Genomic DNA, 19,078 nt, shown 5'->3' with positions numbered 1-19,078 from the left:
ATGAAATTTGTTCACAAAATTAACACGTGAGCGGATTTTGTTACAGCACAGGCGGTGATTCCTGCTGACAAGTGCCTGTCGGGTCATTACGATAGCCTCATCTTATCGCCTTTCTCCGGGATTTCGGGGTGGCGTGTTGTTAATTGGTAGGGAGAATACATGCGAACCCTGTGGCGATTTATTGCCGGATTTTTTAAATGGACATGGCGATTACTCAATTTCGTCCGTGAATTTGTGCTTAACCTGTTCTTCATCTTTTTGGTGCTGGTTGGCGTGGGCATCTGGATGCAGGTCAGCAGCAGCAACACCAGCGAACACGCTGAGCGAGGCGCGCTGCTGCTGGATATCTCCGGGGTGATTGTCGATAAGCCTTCGAGCACCAGTCGTTTAAGCGTTATTGGCCGTCAGCTGTTTGGCGCCAGTTCCGATCGTCTGCAGGAAAACTCCCTGTTCGATATCGTGAATACGATTCGCCAGGCAAAAGATGATCGCAACATCACCGGCATCGTGATGGATCTGAAAAATTTTGCTGGGGCAGACCAGCCTTCCATGCAGTATATCGGCAAAGCACTGCGGGAATTCCGCGACAGCGGTAAACCGGTCTTTGCCGTGGGCGATAACTTCAGCCAGGGGCAGTATTACCTCGCCAGTTTTGCTAACAAAATTTACCTCTCTCCGCAGGGTTCCGTTGATCTGCACGGCTTTGCCACCAACGGTCTGTACTACAAGTCCCTGCTCGATAAGCTGAAAGTCTCCACGCACGTGTTCCGCGTCGGGACCTATAAGTCTGCCGTAGAGCCGTTTATCCGCGATGATATGTCTCCTGCCGCGCGTGAAGCCGACAGTCGCTGGATCGGCGAGCTGTGGCAGAACTATCTCGACACGGTCGCCGCCAACCGCCAGATCCCAGCTCAGCAGGTGTTCCCTGGCGCACAGGCGATGCTGGACGGTTTGACGAAGGTCGATGGAGATACGGCGAAATATGCGCTCGACAACAAACTGGTGGATGCACTCGCCTCCAGCGCCGAAGTCGAAAAAATGCTGACCAAACAGTTTGGCTGGAGCAAAGCGGATAAAAACTATCGCGCCGTCAGCTATTACGATTATTCGCTGAAAACACCGGCGGATACCGGAGACAGCATTGGCGTTATCTTTGCGAACGGCGCGATTATGGACGGTGAAGAAACCCCAGGAAATGTGGGGGGCGACACCACTGCCGCACAAATCCGCGAAGCGCGTCTCGATCCGAAAGTGAAAGCTATTGTTCTGCGCGTGAACAGTCCTGGCGGCAGCGTCAGCGCCTCGGAAGTCATTCGTGCTGAGCTGGCTGCGGCAAAAGCGGCGGGTAAACCGGTTGTCGTGTCTATGGGCGGCATGGCGGCCTCCGGTGGCTACTGGATCTCCACCCCAGCCAGTTACATTGTGGCAAACCCCAGCACTTTAACCGGTTCAATCGGGATCTTTGGTGTGATCAACACCGTAGAAAACAGCCTGGATTCCATTGGTGTACATACCGATGGCGTGGCCACTTCCCCGCTGGCGGATATCTCCATCACCAAAGCGTTACCGCCTGAAGTGCAGCAAATGATGCAATTGAGCATTGAAAATGGCTATAAGCGCTTTATCACGCTGGTCGCGGATGCACGTAAGACAACCCCTGAGCAGATTGACAAAATCGCGCAGGGTCACGTCTGGACCGGTCAGGATGCGAAAGCCAACGGACTGGTAGACAGCCTCGGTGATTTTGACGACGCCATCGCGAAAGCGGCTGAGCTTGCCAAGCTGAAACAGTGGCACATTGCGTATTATCAGGATGAACCGACATTCGTCGATATGGTAATGGACAGCATGTCAGGCTCCGTTCGCGCCATGCTGCCCGAAGCTATTCAGGCCATGCTCCCGGCGCCGCTTGCTTCTGCGGCCAGTGCAGTTAAAGCGGAAAGCGATAAGCTGGCCGCGTTTAACGATCCGCAAAACCGATATGCGTTTTGCCTGACCTGCGCCAACGTTCGCTAACAATTGCCCCCTCTTCGGGATGAAGAGGGGTTTTCATTGAGACAGAAGAAAAGTCATGCAAAAGAAATCGATTTACGTTGCCTATACCGGCGGCACCATTGGTATGCAGCGCTCAGAACAGGGTTATATTCCTGTTTCTGGTCATCTCCAGCGTCAACTGGCATTGATGCCTGAATTCCACCGCCCGGAGATGCCAGACTTCACCATCCACGAATACGTCCCGTTGATGGATTCCTCCGACATGACGCCGGAAGACTGGCAGCATATTGCGGAAGACATTAAAGCACACTACGACGATTACGATGGTTTTGTCATTCTGCACGGCACCGACACCATGGCGTTTACGGCTTCGGCGCTCTCTTTTATGTTGGAGAACCTGGGTAAACCGGTCATTGTGACAGGGTCACAAATTCCGCTGGCAGAGCTACGTTCAGACGGGCAAATCAATCTGCTCAACGCGCTGTACGTTGCGGCAAATTATCCGATCAATGAAGTAACCCTGTTTTTCAACAATCGACTGTTTCGCGGCAACCGTACCACTAAAGCGCACGCCGATGGCTTTGACGCCTTTGCCTCACCCAACCTTGCGCCGCTACTGGAAGCCGGGATCCACATCCGTCGACTGGGAACTCCGCCAGCACCGCACGGCGCAGGTGAACTGATTGTTCATCCTATTACTCCACAACCGATTGGCGTAGTCACCATTTACCCAGGTATCTCCGCTGATGTGGTGCGTAACTTCCTGCGCCAGCCGGTAAAAGCGTTAATTTTGCGCTCCTACGGCGTGGGCAATGCACCGCAAAATAAAGAGTTTCTGCAAGAACTTGAAGATGCGAGCTCGCGGGGCATTGTGGTGGTGAACCTGACCCAGTGTATGTCCGGCAAGGTAAACATGGGTGGCTATGCGACGGGTAATGCCCTCGCCCACGCTGGCGTGATTGGCGGCGCGGATATGACCGTCGAAGCCACGCTCACCAAATTGCATTATTTACTCAGTCAGGGACTGGATGTGCAGAGCATTCGTGAAGCAATGACGCAAAATCTGCGCGGCGAGCTCACCCCGGACGAATAAAGGAGTCTATGCCCATGGCCCGAGCCTTACTGTTGGTCGATTTACAAAATGACTTTTGTGCCGGCGGCGCTCTCGCTGTTCCGCAAGGCGACAGCACAATCGAGATTGCCAACCGTCTGATTGACTGGTGCGCCCTACGCGGCGACACGGTTGTTGCCAGTCTGGACTGGCATCCGGCTAATCACGGTAGTTTTGCCAGCCAGCATCAGGTCGCCCCCTACAGTCAGGGACAACTGGATGGTCTGGCGCAAACGTTCTGGCCCGATCATTGCGTGCAAAACAGCGAAGGGGCGGCCCTGCATCCGCTGCTGAACCAGCGTGCAATAGCGAAAACCTTCACCAAAGGCGAGAACCCGCTGGTCGACAGTTACAGTGCATTTTTTGATAACGGTCGTCGTCAGGCAACCGCGCTGAACGCCTGGCTGCTCGAACACCGTATTGCTGAGCTTATTATCATGGGTCTGGCTAGCGACTATTGCGTTAAATTCACCGTTCTGGATGCGCTCGATCTTGGTTATACCGTCAGCGTTATTACCGACGGCTGCCGTGGCGTCAATATTCAACCCCAGGACAGTGCAGAGGCGTTTATGGAAATGGCCGCAGCGGGCGCAACGCTGTATACGCTTGATGACTGGCTGGAAACCCATCGCTAATACTTTAAAACGCCTTATCCGGCCTATTGAATTTGCGCATGTATGCAAATCTGTAGGCCAGAAAAAGGACTTGCGTCAACAATCAGTAATGTTTGCCCCAACCGATACAACCTACCAGAAATGGTTTGCCGCTTCGCCGACATGACGTGAACCTCTTCGCATTTTTCCTGTTATGAAACTGTTAACCTGCAGGTGCTGCTTTTTTCGCCACGCCATTTCCGTGGCGTGTTTGCTTGTTTAAATGTCAAAGAGGAACACCGATGAAACTATTGCCTTTGTTGGCAGCATTACCCCTGCTTTGCGCCAGCGTTGTTTCCGCCAGTTCACTGATGTCAGTTGGCTACTTCAATGGTGGCGGCGACGTCACTGCCGGTCCTGGTGGTGACATCAATAAACTGGATGTTCGTCAGATAACCCATCTCAACTATTCGTTTGGCCTTGTCTACAACAACGAAAAAGACGAGACCAATAACGCCTTAAAAGACGCTAGTAAGCTGCATCAGATTTGGCTTTCACCGAAAGTGCAGGATGATTTACTGAAAATTCCACAGTTGCGTAAACAGAATCCGAACCTGAAAGTATTGCTTTCCGTCGGTGGTTGGGGGGCACGTGGATTCTCAGGCGCGGCGGCAACGAAAGAATCGCGCGCGGTGTTTATTCAGTCGGCTCAGGAGATAATTGCGAAATATGGCCTTGATGGCATCGACCTCGACTGGGAATACCCGGTCAACGGCGCCTGGGGACTGGTCGAAAGTCAACCGGCCGACCGAGCTAACTTTACCGCACTGTTAAAAGAGCTCCGCGCCGCATTGGGGCATAAAAAACTACTGACTATCGCCGTGGGCGCAAATGCGGAAAGCCCGAAAAGCTGGGTGGATGTGAAAGCCATTGCGCCATCGCTCGACTACATAAACCTGATGACCTATGACATGGCTTACGGTACGCAGTATTTCAACTCGAACCTGTACGATTCGACACAATGGCCGACAGTCGCCGCGGCGGATAAGTACAGCGCTGATTTTGTGGTCAACAACTATCTTGCTGCCGGTCTAAAAGTGAGTCAGATGAACCTGGGCATTGGTTTTTATGGTCGCGTACCGAAACGCGCTGTTGAGCCTGGCATTGACTGGAGCAAACCTGACGCACAGAAAAATCCTGTTACCCAGCCCTATTTCGGGCCCGCGCAAATTGAATTGTTCAAATCACTGGGCGTCGATCTGAGCAAAGATACCTATGTGAAGTACAACGATATCGTGGCGAAATTGATCAACGATCCGCAGAAGCGCTTTAGCCAGCATTGGGATGATGAAGCAAAAGTGCCGTGGCTGTCAGTGCAGTCTGTGGAGGGAAAAGCGCTCTTTGCCCTCTCCTATGAAAACCCGCGCTCGGTAGCGATCAAGGCTGACTATATCAAGAGCAAGGGGCTGGGAGGCGCCATGTTCTGGGAATACGGTGCGGATGACCAAAACCAGTTGGCGAAGCAGCTAGCCGATTCGTTAGGCATCAAACACTGATCCCAACGCCTGACACAATAGGTTATGATTATCGCATTCTGCTGCGCCAGCTTTTGGCGCAGCTTTTCATTTTCTACTGGAGGCATGAGCTTTATGGCTTTTATCCCTAAAAATTACGCCCGTCTGGAAGTCGGTTACCGGGAAAAGGCGCTTAAACTCTTCCCCTGGGTCTGCGGACGTTGTTCCCGTGAGTTCGTGTACTCAAATTTGCGCGAATTGACGGTACACCATATCGATCACGATCACTCCAATAACCCTGAAGATGGTAGTAACTGGGAAATGTTGTGCCTGTACTGCCACGATCACGAACATTCCAAATATACGGAAGCGGACCAGTATGGTTCAACGGTGGTTGCAGGCGAAGATGCGCAGAAAGCGGTGGGCGAAGCGAAATATAATCCGTTCGCCGATCTGAAGGCGATGATGAACAAGAAATAACTTCAACTGCCGGCCCGACATAGATGTTTGCCGGGCCTGAGTAATCAGGATTTAAACGTCGCAATGGGTTCGGGCGTAATACCAAACTCCACTTTCAACTGCTGCTTACTCTTCATCACCATCTCACCATTGGTATCAATCGTCATATGCTGCGCGTCAATATTGTTTCGTGCCTGCCATAACATCACCAGCTGTAAGCAGTTCTCTTTTTGTTCTGCCGTTAGCGCCACGCCATCCGGCCATTTTCCGAGTTCAACGGCAGTTGATAAGCGCTGATAAACTTCCGGCGTCATGCTGTTGATCATCTCATCAAGATTCATGTTAAATCCACTCTCCGTAGAATAATTTGCTGAATCGTTTCTTCAGCCTTTGGTCTGCTCACCGTTTTCACCATCGGTGAAGTTCAAAGAGGCTGAGTTAACGCAGTAACGTTCACCGGTAGGTTGCGGACCATCCGGGAAGACGTGCCCCAGATGCGCATCACAGTTACCACAGCGGATTTCAATGCGCTGCATACCGTGTGAAGTATCTTTAATGTAACGGATAGCCTCTGCGCTGACAGGCTCGTAAAAGCTGGGCCAGCCGCAGCCAGAGTCATATTTTGTCTCGGAACGAAATAGCGGTTTGTCGCAGACCAAACAGTGGTAGATGCCGTCACGCTTGTTGTGCAGCAAACGCCCGGTAAATGGCGGTTCTGTCCCGTGATTCTGCGTCACGTAGAACTGCATTTCGGTTAAATTTTTTTTTAGTTCTTCTGGAGAAGGTTGATTAGCCATTTGCTCACATCTCGCTTTATCTAAACTCACATCGCGAGACAGATTCTAACAAAACATTAACACCAGAGTGCGAACTTTTGTTCTAAACTTGATCCGTGCGAAATGGCAGCCTGCAATTCGTGATCACAATCACGTTTTTATCTTGATTGCCCTTTAAAATTCGGGCCGCCGACCCCATGTGGTTTCAAGCCCAAAGGAAGAGTGAGGCGAGTCAGTTGCGCAAAGCTTAAGCAGCAGATTGATTTGTCGCAATGATTGACACGATTCCGCTTGACGCTGCGTAAGGTTTTTGTAATTTTACAGGCAACCTTTTATTCACTAACAAATAGCTGGTGGAATATATGACTATCAAAGTAGGTATCAACGGTTTTGGCCGTATCGGTCGCATTGTTTTCCGTGCTGCTCAAGAACGCTCTGACATCGAGATCGTTGCAATCAACGACCTGTTAGACGCTGACTACATGGCTTACATGCTGAAATATGACTCCACTCACGGCCGTTTCAACGGTACCGTTGAAGTGAAAGACGGTCATCTGATCGTGAACGGTAAAAAAATCCGTGTTACCGCTGAACGTGATCCGGCTAACCTGAAATGGGACGAAGTTGGTGTTGACGTAGTAGCTGAAGCTACTGGCCTGTTCCTGACAGATGAAACCGCTCGTAAGCACATCACTGCTGGCGCGAAAAAAGTGGTTCTGACTGGTCCGTCCAAAGATAACACTCCGATGTTTGTTAAAGGCGCTAACTTTGACAAATACGAAGGTCAGGACATCGTTTCTAACGCTTCCTGCACCACTAACTGCCTGGCTCCGCTGGCTAAAGTTATCAACGACAACTTCGGCATCATCGAAGGTCTGATGACTACTGTTCACGCGACCACCGCTACTCAGAAAACCGTTGATGGCCCGTCTCACAAAGACTGGCGCGGCGGCCGCGGCGCATCCCAGAACATCATCCCGTCCTCTACCGGTGCTGCTAAAGCTGTAGGTAAAGTACTGCCAGAACTGAACGGCAAACTGACTGGTATGGCGTTCCGCGTTCCTACCCCGAACGTATCTGTTGTTGACCTGACCGTTCGTCTGGAAAAAGCTGCTTCTTACGAAGAAATTAAGAAAGCAATCAAAGCTGCTTCCGAAGGCCCAATGAAAGGCGTTCTGGGTTACACCGAAGACGACGTAGTATCTACCGATTTCAACGGTGAAGTTTGCACTTCCGTGTTCGATGCTAAAGCTGGTATCGCACTGAACGACAACTTCGTGAAACTGGTATCCTGGTACGACAACGAAACCGGCTACTCCAACAAAGTTCTGGACCTGATTGCTCACATCTCCAAATAAGTTGAGATGAAACAGTAATCTGTAAGAGCGACTCAGGTCGCTCTTTTTTTTGCCTGAAGATACCCGTCATACTTCAAGTTACCGGTGTGTTGGCAATGCTCTCTCACCCGAATCACTTACTTCTGTAAGCTCATCGGGATCGTTCACTTGCCGCCGTCCTGCAACTCGAATTATTTAGGGTAAAAAAAAGGATTGCATAATGATTAATAAAATTTTTGCACTTCCGGTAATCGAACAAATTACCCCGGTCCTCTCCCGCCGCCAGCTTGATGAACTCGAGATTCTTGTGGTCGATCATCCACAGGTTAAAGCATCTTTCGCACTGCAGGGCGCACATCTTCTTTCCTGGAAACCCAACGGCGAAGAGGAAGTCCTGTGGCTAAGTAACAATACCCCGTTTAAAACCGGCGTAGCGCTGCGTGGCGGCGTACCAATTTGCTGGCCGTGGTTTGGTCCGGCTGCTCAGCAGGGCCTGCCTTCTCATGGTTTTGCCCGCAACCTGCCATGGACGCTGAAAGCGCACAATGAAGACGACAATGGCGTGGTGCTGACGTTTGAATTGCAAAGCAACGCTGAAACGCGTCAGCTATGGCCGCACGAGTTCTGCCTGCTGGCCCGTTTCAAAGTAGGTGCCACCTGTGAAATGGAACTGGAAGCCCACGGTGAATTTGAAACCACCTCTGCGCTGCATACCTATTTCAACGTCGGTGACATTGCGGCAGTAAAAGTCAGTGGACTTGGCGATCGCCTGATCGACAAAGTGAATGATGCTAAAGAAGATGTGCTGGCTGATGGTATCCAGACCTTCCCGGACCGCACCGATCGTGTCTATCTGAATCCGCAAGCGTGCAGCGTTATCCATGATGATGCGCTCAACCGCAATATCGACGTCGTCCATCATCACCATCTGAATGTCGTGGGCTGGAACCCGGGTCCGGCGCTGTCCGTTAGCATGGGCGACATGCCGGATGACGGCTATAAAACGTTTGTTTGCGTAGAGACGGCTTACGCGACCGCGCCGCAGAAAACCCGCGAAGAAAAACCATCACGCCTGGCACAAACTATCCGCGTTGCTAAACGCTAAAATTGTGTCTGTAGCCTGACGGAACTTGCGCCTTATCCGGCCTACCAAACATTGCGTTGGCCGGATAAGAAGCGTGAGCATCGCCATTCGGCAAATCAGGCCATATCCAGCGCCGTTTTACCCTTTGGCGCTGGATATGCCTTATCTAACTGCTTCAGCTCATCAACAGAGAGCGTTATCTCCAGCGCGGCGGCATTTTGTTCGACATGCGCTATGCTTGCCGCTTTTGGAATCGCCATCACGCCCGGCAGACGGATCACCCATGCCAGCAAAATCTGCGCAGCACTAACATTGTGCGCGTGCGCGATGTCGTTCACCACAGAATGAGAAAGCAAGTCACCGCGCAATCGCCCCGCCTGAGCCAGCGGACTGTAAGCCATGACCGGCATCTGCTGCTGCTGGCACCACGGCAGTAAATCATATTCAATACCGCGCGATGCTAAATGATAAAGCACCTGGTTAGTGGCACATTCCCGCCCACCTGTGACTTGCCATAACGCCTGCATGTCATCGTAATCGAGATTAGAGACGCCCCAGCGGCGGATTTTCCCCTGCGCAATGAGTGCTTCCATGGCATCAACGGTCTCAGCAAATGAAAAACTGCCCGTCCAGTGGAGCAAATAGAGATCCAGATAATCGGTTTTTAGTCGACGCAGGCTCGCTTCACAGGCGGCAATGGCTTTCTGACCACCGGCATTCCAGGGATATACTTTCGAGACTAAAAAAGCGCTATCACGACGCCCGGTTAATGCTTCACCCACTACCTCTTCCGCTGCACCATCTGCATACATTTCGGCGGTATCGATCAACCGCAGACCGAGATCCAGACCAGCCCGCAGCGCTGAAACCTCTTCCCGGCGTCGGCCAGGATCCTCGCCCATGTACCATGTTCCCTGCCCAATAGCAGGCAGCGATACCTGCTTTGTAAACATCACCTGTTCCGCTGTCATAGCGCCCTCCTGTGTTAATGCACCACAGTAAAGCAAAACAACTGGCATGTGTCCTGTTAGGGTGCACAAATTGCACCTTCTAAGATTGGAAGTTGACCGCTATGGCAACGGCAATAAAAAACCCGGGAACAAACAATGCTCCCGGGCCGAATGACAGAAAATCTTAACTGCACTGCGGTTATTTTAAGCGACCTAAATATTTCCCTTCTTTCATCGCGTTAATTTTCCCGTTTTTATAGACAATAACGGAAATCAAGCCCGCGCTATAAGACTGAGCGTCTGCATTGTTCTCATCATTTACCGCAGCTTTGCCATTAATATAAGCAATACCATCAGCACCACGTTTAAAGTCTACGCCCAGTTTATTCACATGTACGGGTGTGATTTTACTGGCGTGCACCGGAGCATTAGCATCGCTGACCATCGTTTTATGTTCATGCTGTAACTGCTGACGGTAAGCCTCGCTGATGGCATAGGCTGGTGCAGCAGCAGATGTTGCGACCAGTGCAGCGATAATTATTAATTTCTTCATAAGTTACACCTTAATAATTATTGTGTTTGTGGTGATGACTGGAATTAGTATCATTTGAGTTATATACGTTTTGCGCGTTCTCCATAGCTTGTTTTTCAGCTACGGCATTGATTGTCGCCTGACGGTTTTGCTCAGCGATATAGCAGGCATCGCGGCTCACGCCCTTGCTTTCGCAAGCACTCATGCGTGAAGCCTCGGTGGAACATCCCGTCAGAATCCCACCCATCACTGCTATCATGATTACCTTTTTCATTATCTCTACCAGGTTTATTCGCAAGAAAACCACATGACATTTAATATCTGAGCCATGCAGCGTTACTGTCTTTACTTATTAAGTTGGAGTAATATCTGCAATCGCTTATTTAATGTCAATTTTAATGTTTTCAGATAAATACCTAAAAGATGTAAAATAAAAATTAACTTAATGATTTTATTTTTTCAAATGAAAGTTAACTTTCATCGTCTCACAAAAATAATAAAATAGTTATCTTGCTATTTTTAGTGGCGAGAGTTTCACGATAAAATTATACCGTGATTATAAAATAGAATATTATCAATATATTGCGAAACCAGAAATCACTCTCCCAGAACAATAATTCGTGAAACTGTACAGATACTCTTCCATTCACAAACGAATAGATTTCAGTCTCATCAAACAACAGGTTTAATTTTGGTAATTGCGGCAGGAAAAATACGTTAACTATTTGTTGCGGCCGATGTAATGCCAAAACAGCACAAAAAATCAAATCACATGTTTTGGATCAATATTCATCTCTGATATGCACAAAAAAGCCCGCATCTCTGCGGGCGAGTGTTTGACACACAGTGGTATCAGAACTTGTAGGTAACACCCGTTGAAATCAGACCCGTCCAGGATTTGTCCACCATCGGGCTGTCTGTCACTTCATCAGACAGGCGGGTATAACGCGCAGTACCGTATACGCTCCAGTTGCCCAGGAAGTTATAGTTTGCGCTGAGCTCCAGATACGGGTTCCAGGAGCTTTCAGGATCGTAGCTACGCAAGCCGCTACGGGCAGATTCATGGCGTGAAACACCATAATAGTATTCATTCTGGTTTTCACTGTTCCACTCGACACCAATCCCCGGAGTCAACGTCAGACCGCCATTGGTATAGCGGTATAACCACGCCAGATCCCATACAATACCATTGCTGTTATCCAGCGTGTCCCCTGCAAGGCTGGTACGCAGGAAACCGTATTGCGTGTTGTGAATGTAAGAAAGGCCAGCCATCATGGTGCTCTTACGTTTATCCAGACTACGCAGACGGTTGTCGTCGCTGTCACCCGGTTTGAAGTACATTGGCGACCAATAGGCCATCACCGACAGCTTATCGGTATCGTCATTCCACAGGTAGTAACCACCGCCCAGACCACGGAACCAGAAGTTATCGCTTTCATAAGTCACAACCGGGACCGGGTAAACGTCACTATCGTAATCTTTGTAAGGGTGCTCAACCACACCAACGCCTGCGCCCAGCGTCAGGTTGCTCTCTGCCTGTGCGACGTTAGCGGAAGTGGCAATAAGCACGCTAAGTGCCAGAAGTTTGAGTTTGGTCACAGTCAATAATTCCTTATTTAAATGTGTAGCGGTCAAAGTTTAACCGTCAATACGCTTCAGCCCAACTATTTTACGGATTCGCCCCAGAATGTAACCCCCTAATTTCTCAGCGAGTGATGACATTTTGCTTGCAGGACAGTGAACACCGCATGAATCCTGCCCCATAGATTTACAAAAGATATGCTTTTTTTGCTGATGAGTTATTGATATGCCATTGAAATTCATTTGCGCACACAGGCAAGTTTTGCAAATGCCATCTACGCTTAATTTTAGAAGGTGTATCACCGAATACGTTGATCTCCTGACCACCACAATGGCATGAGAGTTGCTTATTTCTTCAGCAGCGACGTCGTTCAGTTTACCTCTTCAGGGGCCTCTACTATTCATATGAACGGCTCTTAACATGTGCTAAAAAAACGAAAGGACGGCATACCATGAATATATTCGATCACTATCGCCAGCGTTATGAAGCTGCCAAGGACGAAGAGTTCACGCTGCAGGAGTTTCTTACCACTTGTCGGCAAGATCGCAGCGCTTATGCCAATGCGGCAGAGCGGCTATTAATGGCTATTGGTGAGCCTGTCATGGTCGACACTGCCCACGAACCTCGTCTTTCTCGACTCTTTTCGAATCGGGTGATTGCACGATACCCCGCTTTTGAAGAGTTTTATGGCATGGAAGAGGCCATTGAGCAGATTGTTTCTTATTTGAAGCATGCGGCTCAGGGTCTGGAAGAGAAGAAGCAGATTCTGTATCTGCTGGGGCCTGTGGGAGGGGGGAAATCATCTCTTGCTGAGCGGCTGAAGTCGCTGATGCAGCGAGTACCGATTTATGTCCTGAGCGCCAACGGCGAGCGTAGCCCGGTAAACGATCATCCGTTATGCCTGTTTAACCCACAGGAAGACGCGCAGATCCTGGAAAAAGAGTATGGGATCCCACGTCGTTATCTCGGTACGATCATGTCGCCCTGGGCTGCAAAACGTCTGCATGATTTTGGCGGGGACATTACAAAATTCCGCGTTGTCAAAGTCTGGCCGTCTATTCTGGAGCAGATCGCTATTGCCAAAACGGAGCCTGGTGATGAAAACAACCAGGATATTTCTGCGCTGGTCGGGAAAGTGGATATTCGTAAACTCGAACACCACGCCCAGAACGATCCTGATGCCTACGGTTATTCGGGCGCACTGTGCCGCTCAAACCAGGGGATTATGGAGTTCGTTGAGATGTTTAAAGCACCAATTAAAGTGCTGCATCCTCTGCTGACCGCAACCCAGGAAGGAAACTACAACGGGACAGAAGGTATCTCTGCCCTGCCGTTTAACGGAATTATTCTTGCCCACTCGAACGAGTCCGAATGGGTGACGTTCCGTAATAATAAAAACAATGAGGCGTTCCTTGACCGTGTTTACATCGTCAAAGTGCCTTATTGCCTGCGGATCTCCGAAGAGATCAAAATTTACGAAAAACTGCTTAACCACAGTGAGCTGACCCATGCGCCTTGCGCACCGGGCACGCTGGAAACGCTCTCTCGCTTTACCATTCTTTCTCGCCTGAAAGAGCCTGAGAACTCGAGCATTTACTCGAAGATGCGCGTTTACGATGGGGAAAGCCTGAAAGATACCGATCCAAAAGCGAAGTCCTATCAAGAGTATCGGGATTACGCCGGGGTCGATGAGGGAATGAACGGTCTTTCCACGCGTTTCGCGTTTAAGATCCTCTCACGCGTCTTTAACTTTGACCACGCCGAAGTGGCAGCTAACCCGGTGCATCTGTTCTACGTACTGGAGCAGCAAATCGAGCGCGAACAGTTCCCGCAGGAGCTGGCAGAACGTTATCTTGAGTTCCTGAAAGGCTATCTGATCCCGAAATATGCTGAGTTCATTGGCAAAGAGATCCAGACGGCTTATCTCGAATCCTATTCCGAATATGGACAAAACATTTTCGACCGTTATGTCACTTATGCGGATTTCTGGATTCAGGATCAGGAGTATCGCGACCCGGATACCGGTCAGCTGTTTGACCGCGAGTCGTTGAACTCAGAACTGGAGAAAATTGAGAAACCGGCGGGTATCAGTAACCCCAAAGATTTCCGTAACGAGATCGTCAACTTTGTTCTGCGTGCCAGAGCGAATAACAGCGGTCGCAATCCAAACTGGACCAGTTACGAAAAACTGCGCACGGTCATTGAGAAGAAAATGTTCTCCAATACCGAGGAGCTGCTGCCGGTCATTTCGTTCAACGCCAAAACCTCAACTGACGAGCAGAAAAAACACGACGATTTTGTCGACCGGATGATGGAAAAAGGCTACACGCGTAAACAGGTGCGTTTACTGTGCGAATGGTATTTGCGCGTACGTAAATCGTCTTAAAATAAGTGCCCGGAGGCGCGTACGCTTGCCGGGCCTACAATACACATCCGTAGGCCGGATATGCTCAGCGCATCCGGCGTTACTGATGTAGCATAAAGTTGGCAAATGCAGTACGGGGGGCTTATGACCTGGTTTATTGACCGGCGTCTTAACGGCAAAAACAAGAGCACGGTAAACCGCCAGCGCTTCTTACGCCGTTATAAATCGCAAATTAAACAGTCGATCTCCGAGGCCATTAACAAGCGTTCGGTGACTGATGTGGATAGCGGCGAATCTGTCTCTATTCCGACTGATGATATTAGCGAACCGATGTTCCATCAGGGGCGTGGCGGCTTGCGCCATCGCGTGCATCCGGGTAACGACCATTTTGTGCAGAACGACCGCATTGAACGCCCGCAGGGCGGCGGCGGTGGTTCAGGAAGCGGACAAGGCCAGGCCAGCCAGGATGGCGAGGGTCAGGATGAGTTCGTCTTCCAGATCTCTAAAGATGAATATCTCGATCTGTTGTTCGAAGATTTAGCACTTCCTAACCTGAAGCAGAATCAGCAGCGTCAGTTAACGGAGTACAAAACGCACCGGGCAGGTTTCACCTCTAACGGCGTGCCTGCCAACATCAGCGTGGTGCGCTCCCTGCAAAACTCACTGGCGCGCCGCACAGCGATGACGGCAGGTAAGCGTCGCGAATTGCATGCGCTCGAAGCGGATCTGGAAACCATCGCAAAAAGTGAACCAGCGCAGTTGCTGGAAGAGGAACGGTTACGCAAAGAGATTGCCGAACTACGGGCAAAAATCGAACGCGTGCCGTTTATCGACACCTTTGATTTACGCTACAAGAATTATGAAAAACGGCCCGATCCTTCCAGCCAGGCAGTGATGTTCTGCCTGATGGACGTCTCCGGTTCAATGGATCAGTCGACCAAAGATATGGCCAAGCGTTTTTATATCTTGCTGTATCTGTTCTTGAGTCGGACCTACAAAAACGTGGAAGTGGTTTATATTCGCCACCATACCCAGGCGAAAGAGGTGGATGAGCACGAGTTCTTCTACTCTCAGGAAACCGGGGGAACCATTGTCTCCAGCGCGCTGAAGTTAATGGATGAAGTGGTAAAAGACCGTTACGACCCGGCTCAGTGGAACATCTATGCCGCACAGGCCTCGGACGGTGATAACTGGGCGGATGATTCCCCGTTGTGTCATGAGATTCTGGCGAAAAAACTGCTGCCGATGGTGCGATATTATAGCTATATCGAAATCACCCGTCGCGCGCACCAGACCTTGTGGCGTGAATACGAACATCTGCAATCAACGTTTGAAAACTTTGCGATGCAGCATATCCGCGACCAGGATGATATTTATCCGGTCTTTCGCGAACTGTTTCATAAGCAAAGTACAACCAGCAATAGCTAACCACATACATAAATCAGCCAGAGGTTATCTCCTCTGGTTGATTTTTATGACTTCGCGTTTCGACCACATGTCATGTCATTTAGCATTTTGTCTCAGGCTAGCCACTTCCACTTCGAGCGCGGAAATATCGCCAGAAGACAACAGCGGTTGCATTTTCACGAGCGACTCTTCCGGAAGTTGATACAAATTAAGAGCCAGTATTCGTTCAATATCCCCCACCGGCAGGCGATATTTTATTATTTTTGCCGGATTGCCGCCGACTACCGCATACGGTGGCACATCTTTAGTCACCACCGCACCTGCTGCGACAACAGCGCCTTCCCCGAGCGTAACGCCAGGCATGATCATGGCGCGCATGCCTAACCAGCAACCATCATGCAACACCGTGTCACCCCGAAACTCGTAGGCATCTTTGATCGACGCCATAAAGGGATAAAGACTGATCCAGTCAAGCCGGTGCGTACTATTTCCCCCCATCAGAATAACGCTCTCAGCGCCAATGCAGACGAAATTCCCAATAATCAACTTATCCAAATGCCCAAGCGGTTCCCAGTCCCGGCTGATCTCATCACCGAGTAAATACCGCACCACCGAACGTTCGAATCCATGATCCCAGCAGTCACTGTAATAGCTATGCGTACCCTTAATAACTATATTAGGGTTGGTTACTGTCTGATGAAGGTATTCCATTCTCGACCAGTGTTTTTCTGACACTTCGCCCTGATGAATCCCCTAATGATTTTGGTAAAAATCATTAAGTTAAGGTGGATACACATCTTGTCATATGATCAAATGGTTTCGCGAAAAATCAATAATCAGACAACAAGATGTGCGAACTCGATATTTTACACGACTCTCTTTACCAATTCTGCCCCGAATTACACTTAAAACGACTCAACAGCTTAACGTTGGCTTGCCACGCATTACTTGACTGTAAAACTCTCACTCTTACCGAACTTGGCCGTAACCTGCCAACCAAAGCGAGAACAAAACATAACATCAAACGAATCGACCGATTGTTAGGTAATCGTCACCTCCACAAAGAGCGACTCGCTGTATACCGTTGGCATGCTAGCTTTATCTGTTCGGGCAATACGATGCCCATTGTACTTGTTGACTGGTCTGATATTCGTGAGCAAAAACGACTTATGGTATTGCGAGCTTCAGTCGCACTACACGGTCGTTCTGTTACTCTTTATGAGAAAGCGTTCCCGCTTTCAGAGCAATGTTCAAAGAAAGCTCATGACCAATTTCTAGCCGACCTTGCGAGCATTCTACCGAGTAACACCACACCGCTCATTGTCAGTGATGCTGGCTTTAAAGTGCCATGGTATAAATCCGTTGAGAAGCTGGGTTGGTACTGGTTAAGTCGAGTAAGAGGAAAAGTACAATATGCAGACCTAGGAGCGGAAAACTGGAAACCTATCAGCAACTTACATGATATGTCATCTAGTCACTCAAAGACTTTAGGCTATAAGAGGCTGACTAAAAGCAATCCAATCTCATGCCAAATTCTATTGTATAAATCTCGCTCTAAAGGCCGAAAAAATCAGCGCTCGACACGGACTCATTGTCACCACCCGTCACCTAAAATCTACTCAGCGTCGGCAAAGGAGCCATGGGTTCTAGCAACTAACTTACCTGTTGAAATTCGAACACCCAAACAACTTGTTAATATCTATTCGAAGCGAATGCAGATTGAAGAAACCTTCCGAGACTTGAAAAGTCCTGCCTACGGACTAGGCCTACGCCATAGCCGAACGAGCAGCTCAGAGCGTTTTGATATCATGCTGCTAATCGCCCTGATGCTTCAACTAACATGTTGGCTTGCGGGCGTTCATGCTCAGAAACAAGGTTGGGACAAGCACTTCCAGGCTAACACAGTCAGAAATCGAAACGTACTCTCAACAGTTCGCTTAGGCATGGAAGTTTTGCGGCATTCTGGCTACACAATAACAAGGGAAGACTTACTCGTGGCTGCAACCCTACTAGCTCAAAATTTATTCACACATGGTTACGCTTTGGGGAAATTATGAGGGGATCTCTCAGCACTTCGCCATCCTTTTATCATTGTGTTTTAAAACACCCTACATCCTTTCCACCAGCGGATAGAAGTCTTTATTTTCTTTTTGCATACGCACATACACTTTGCGTAGAACATTGTTGGCATCACGTCTGAATGCCTCATCATTACCTTTTAATTTACTGGCAATATTCCAGCGCCGAGAGAAAACTTCATATTCGCTGACGATATCCGTCATTTCACGTTGAAATTTTGAGCTAACCTGTCTGAGCGTACTATTTCCATCCTGCTCAATATGTGGATAAAGGAACTGATCTTCAGCAGACAAATGTGTTTTTATAATGGCACTCATGCTAACGATCGCAGTTGCAATTTCCTGGGCATTGGATGATACGCCTGCATGGCTCAAGGTACGTAGAAATGATATTTTTTCCAGAATTTCAACATGCTGATTTTTCATTTTATCAATATTCATCCGTTTATCCTTTTTTATTTTCCCTTTACGGAGCAGCAGGCAATGTAGTTTAGCTGGTGACGTTGCGAACGGAAGAAGCGAAACATTTTCAGGAACCGGCGACGATTTTCGCGTGTGCGTAAGCCGTTAAACACAATTTTAACCGCCCCAGTCAGCCCTTCATCACGAATTAATCCTCGCGGCGACATCAGCGACATATCACCATTCTGCTGCAAGACCTGTGCAAACCCACCGTTCAGAAATAAATCGCGCCAGCCTTGGCTGGTCATCGGGCTAACGTTTGATTTCACTACCTCTACAAGCTGGCCCTGCTCGCCCGTGCCCAGTTTTTGTGCGGTGAACATAATGTCGTGAGTTAACAGACGCCCGCCGGGCTTCAATACGCGATAATATTCGGCAATTAACTTCGCCTTCGCTTTATCGGCATACATTGTCAGCATGGCTTCGTTGATCACAACGTCGAAACTGTTATCCGCAAATGGAAGGGTGTTAGCGTTAGCTGCCATAACGTGAATGTGATTTTCCAGACCATTTGCCGCCACGTTATTTCTGGCGTTTGCCAGTGCGGTTTTATCCATATCAATGGCGTATACCGTACAACCAAAACGTTGAACTAACTCTATCGCCGTCGTGGCCATGTTACACGCCACTTCCAGCACCTGGCTGTCGGGCGTCAGTTGTGACTGGCTGAACAACCACTCTGTTGCTTCAACGCCCCCCGGACGCAGACGGGTTTTGCCCAGACTGGCTAAGAACGTATGGCCCGCTTTATCAGTCGCGCTCATCTGCTTGTCTCCTTTCTTATAAGTTGCATTATAAATACAACAATAAGAGTTAAAGGTGAAGCACGCGAA

19 protein-coding genes are annotated in these 19,078 nt (G+C 49.4%); 10 read left to right on the top strand and 9 right to left on the bottom strand.

The window, feature by feature from the left end; all coding sequences use genetic code 11:
• The first annotated feature begins 159 nt into the window (after window positions 1-159).
• The 5 genes from sppA (at window position 160) to yajD (ending at window position 5,693) form a co-directional block, all read left to right on the top strand.
• Window positions 160-2,016: a signal peptide peptidase SppA gene (gene sppA / locus GPJ68_RS10540; protein ID WP_016156312.1), complete on the top strand. Its 1,857-nt coding sequence runs from the start codon at window positions 160-162 to the stop codon at window positions 2,014-2,016.
• A gap of 55 nt (window positions 2,017-2,071) precedes the next feature.
• A complete protein-coding gene (ansA, locus tag GPJ68_RS10535; RefSeq protein WP_016156311.1) occupies window positions 2,072-3,088 on the top strand; it encodes an asparaginase in 1,017 nt (338 codons plus the stop codon).
• A 14-nt stretch (window positions 3,089-3,102) separates the two neighbouring features.
• Entirely contained in the window at window positions 3,103-3,741 is a 639-nt protein-coding gene (pncA, locus tag GPJ68_RS10530) for a bifunctional nicotinamidase/pyrazinamidase (RefSeq protein ID WP_046275890.1), read from the top strand.
• A gap of 260 nt (window positions 3,742-4,001) precedes the next feature.
• Complete coding sequence (locus tag GPJ68_RS10525; protein ID WP_172860421.1) at window positions 4,002-5,255, top strand: glycoside hydrolase family 18 protein; 1,254 nt, start codon at window positions 4,002-4,004, stop codon at window positions 5,253-5,255.
• Window positions 5,256-5,348: 93 nt separating this feature from the next.
• Window positions 5,349-5,693: an HNH nuclease YajD gene (gene yajD, locus GPJ68_RS10520; protein WP_003832478.1), complete on the top strand. Its 345-nt coding sequence runs from the start codon at window positions 5,349-5,351 to the stop codon at window positions 5,691-5,693.
• 44 nt (window positions 5,694-5,737) lie between these two features.
• On the opposite strand, the gene GPJ68_RS10515 is transcribed toward yajD, so the two are convergent.
• Window positions 5,738-6,013 carry a YeaC family protein gene (locus tag GPJ68_RS10515; protein ID WP_016152817.1) on the bottom strand — a complete coding sequence of 92 codons (276 nt, stop codon included), beginning with the start codon at window positions 6,011-6,013 and terminating at the stop codon, window positions 5,738-5,740.
• Between the two features lie 42 nt (window positions 6,014-6,055).
• Window positions 6,056-6,469 carry a peptide-methionine (R)-S-oxide reductase MsrB gene (msrB, locus tag GPJ68_RS10510; protein ID WP_016152816.1) on the bottom strand — a complete coding sequence of 138 codons (414 nt, stop codon included), beginning with the start codon at window positions 6,467-6,469 and terminating at the stop codon, window positions 6,056-6,058.
• 341 nt (window positions 6,470-6,810) lie between these two features.
• Between msrB and gapA the strand changes: the two genes are divergently transcribed.
• Both gapA and GPJ68_RS10500 read left to right on the top strand, forming a co-directional pair.
• Window positions 6,811-7,806: a glyceraldehyde-3-phosphate dehydrogenase gene (gapA, locus tag GPJ68_RS10505; RefSeq protein ID WP_003030697.1), complete on the top strand. Its 996-nt coding sequence runs from the start codon at window positions 6,811-6,813 to the stop codon at window positions 7,804-7,806.
• 199 nt (window positions 7,807-8,005) lie between these two features.
• Window positions 8,006-8,890: a D-hexose-6-phosphate mutarotase gene (locus GPJ68_RS10500; RefSeq protein ID WP_016156308.1), complete on the top strand. Its 885-nt coding sequence runs from the start codon at window positions 8,006-8,008 to the stop codon at window positions 8,888-8,890.
• Window positions 8,891-8,985: 95 nt separating this feature from the next.
• On the opposite strand, the gene GPJ68_RS10495 is transcribed toward GPJ68_RS10500, so the two are convergent.
• From GPJ68_RS10495 to GPJ68_RS10480, 4 genes are all read right to left on the bottom strand, one after another.
• Complete coding sequence (locus GPJ68_RS10495; protein WP_172860420.1) at window positions 8,986-9,840, bottom strand: aldo/keto reductase; 855 nt, start codon at window positions 9,838-9,840, stop codon at window positions 8,986-8,988.
• Window positions 9,841-10,018: 178 nt separating this feature from the next.
• Window positions 10,019-10,372, bottom strand: a complete 354-nt coding sequence (locus tag GPJ68_RS10490) for a hypothetical protein (protein ID WP_172860419.1) — start codon at window positions 10,370-10,372, stop codon at window positions 10,019-10,021.
• Between the two features lie 10 nt (window positions 10,373-10,382).
• A complete protein-coding gene (locus GPJ68_RS10485) occupies window positions 10,383-10,625 on the bottom strand; it encodes a hypothetical protein (RefSeq protein ID WP_230330204.1) in 243 nt (80 codons plus the stop codon).
• A gap of 578 nt (window positions 10,626-11,203) precedes the next feature.
• The gene (locus tag GPJ68_RS10480) at window positions 11,204-11,950 is read right to left on the bottom strand and encodes a MipA/OmpV family protein (protein WP_016152811.1); all 747 of its coding nucleotides are present in this window, start codon (window positions 11,948-11,950) and stop codon (window positions 11,204-11,206) included.
• 434 nt (window positions 11,951-12,384) lie between these two features.
• On the opposite strand from GPJ68_RS10480, the gene yeaG reads away from it, so the two are divergent.
• Together yeaG and GPJ68_RS10470 are read left to right on the top strand one after the other, a co-directional pair.
• Window positions 12,385-14,319, top strand: coding sequence for a protein kinase YeaG (gene yeaG / locus GPJ68_RS10475; RefSeq protein WP_016152810.1), 1,935 nt, complete (start codon window positions 12,385-12,387; stop codon window positions 14,317-14,319).
• Window positions 14,320-14,442: 123 nt separating this feature from the next.
• Window positions 14,443-15,726, top strand: coding sequence for a YeaH/YhbH family protein (locus GPJ68_RS10470; RefSeq protein ID WP_016152809.1), 1,284 nt, complete (start codon window positions 14,443-14,445; stop codon window positions 15,724-15,726).
• Window positions 15,727-15,801: 75 nt separating this feature from the next.
• Here GPJ68_RS10470 and GPJ68_RS10465 read toward each other — a convergent pair whose 3' ends face one another.
• The gene (locus GPJ68_RS10465; RefSeq protein WP_016156305.1) at window positions 15,802-16,440 is read right to left on the bottom strand and encodes a CatB-related O-acetyltransferase; all 639 of its coding nucleotides are present in this window, start codon (window positions 16,438-16,440) and stop codon (window positions 15,802-15,804) included.
• 113 nt (window positions 16,441-16,553) lie between these two features.
• Here GPJ68_RS10465 and GPJ68_RS10460 point away from each other — a divergent pair, with 113 nt between their 5' ends.
• Window positions 16,554-17,762: an IS4-like element ISVsa5 family transposase gene (locus GPJ68_RS10460; protein WP_001339197.1), complete on the top strand. Its 1,209-nt coding sequence runs from the start codon at window positions 16,554-16,556 to the stop codon at window positions 17,760-17,762.
• 51 nt (window positions 17,763-17,813) lie between these two features.
• Here the strand turns inward: GPJ68_RS10460 and GPJ68_RS10455 are convergent, their stop codons facing one another.
• Together GPJ68_RS10455 and GPJ68_RS10450 are read right to left on the bottom strand one after the other, a co-directional pair.
• Window positions 17,814-18,224, bottom strand: a complete 411-nt coding sequence (locus GPJ68_RS10455) for a hemerythrin domain-containing protein (RefSeq protein WP_104652121.1) — start codon at window positions 18,222-18,224, stop codon at window positions 17,814-17,816.
• 14 nt (window positions 18,225-18,238) lie between these two features.
• The gene (locus tag GPJ68_RS10450) at window positions 18,239-19,009 is read right to left on the bottom strand and encodes a class I SAM-dependent methyltransferase (protein ID WP_047358594.1); all 771 of its coding nucleotides are present in this window, start codon (window positions 19,007-19,009) and stop codon (window positions 18,239-18,241) included.
• Window positions 19,010-19,078 lie beyond the last annotated feature (69 nt).

The sequence above is a fragment of the Citrobacter sp. 172116965 genome, from assembly GCF_013458095.1.
Lineage (GTDB): Bacteria > Pseudomonadota > Gammaproteobacteria > Enterobacterales > Enterobacteriaceae > Citrobacter > Citrobacter braakii.
Note: the sequence above shows the minus strand (reverse complement) of the source record. Positions and strands in the feature narration are given on the sequence as shown.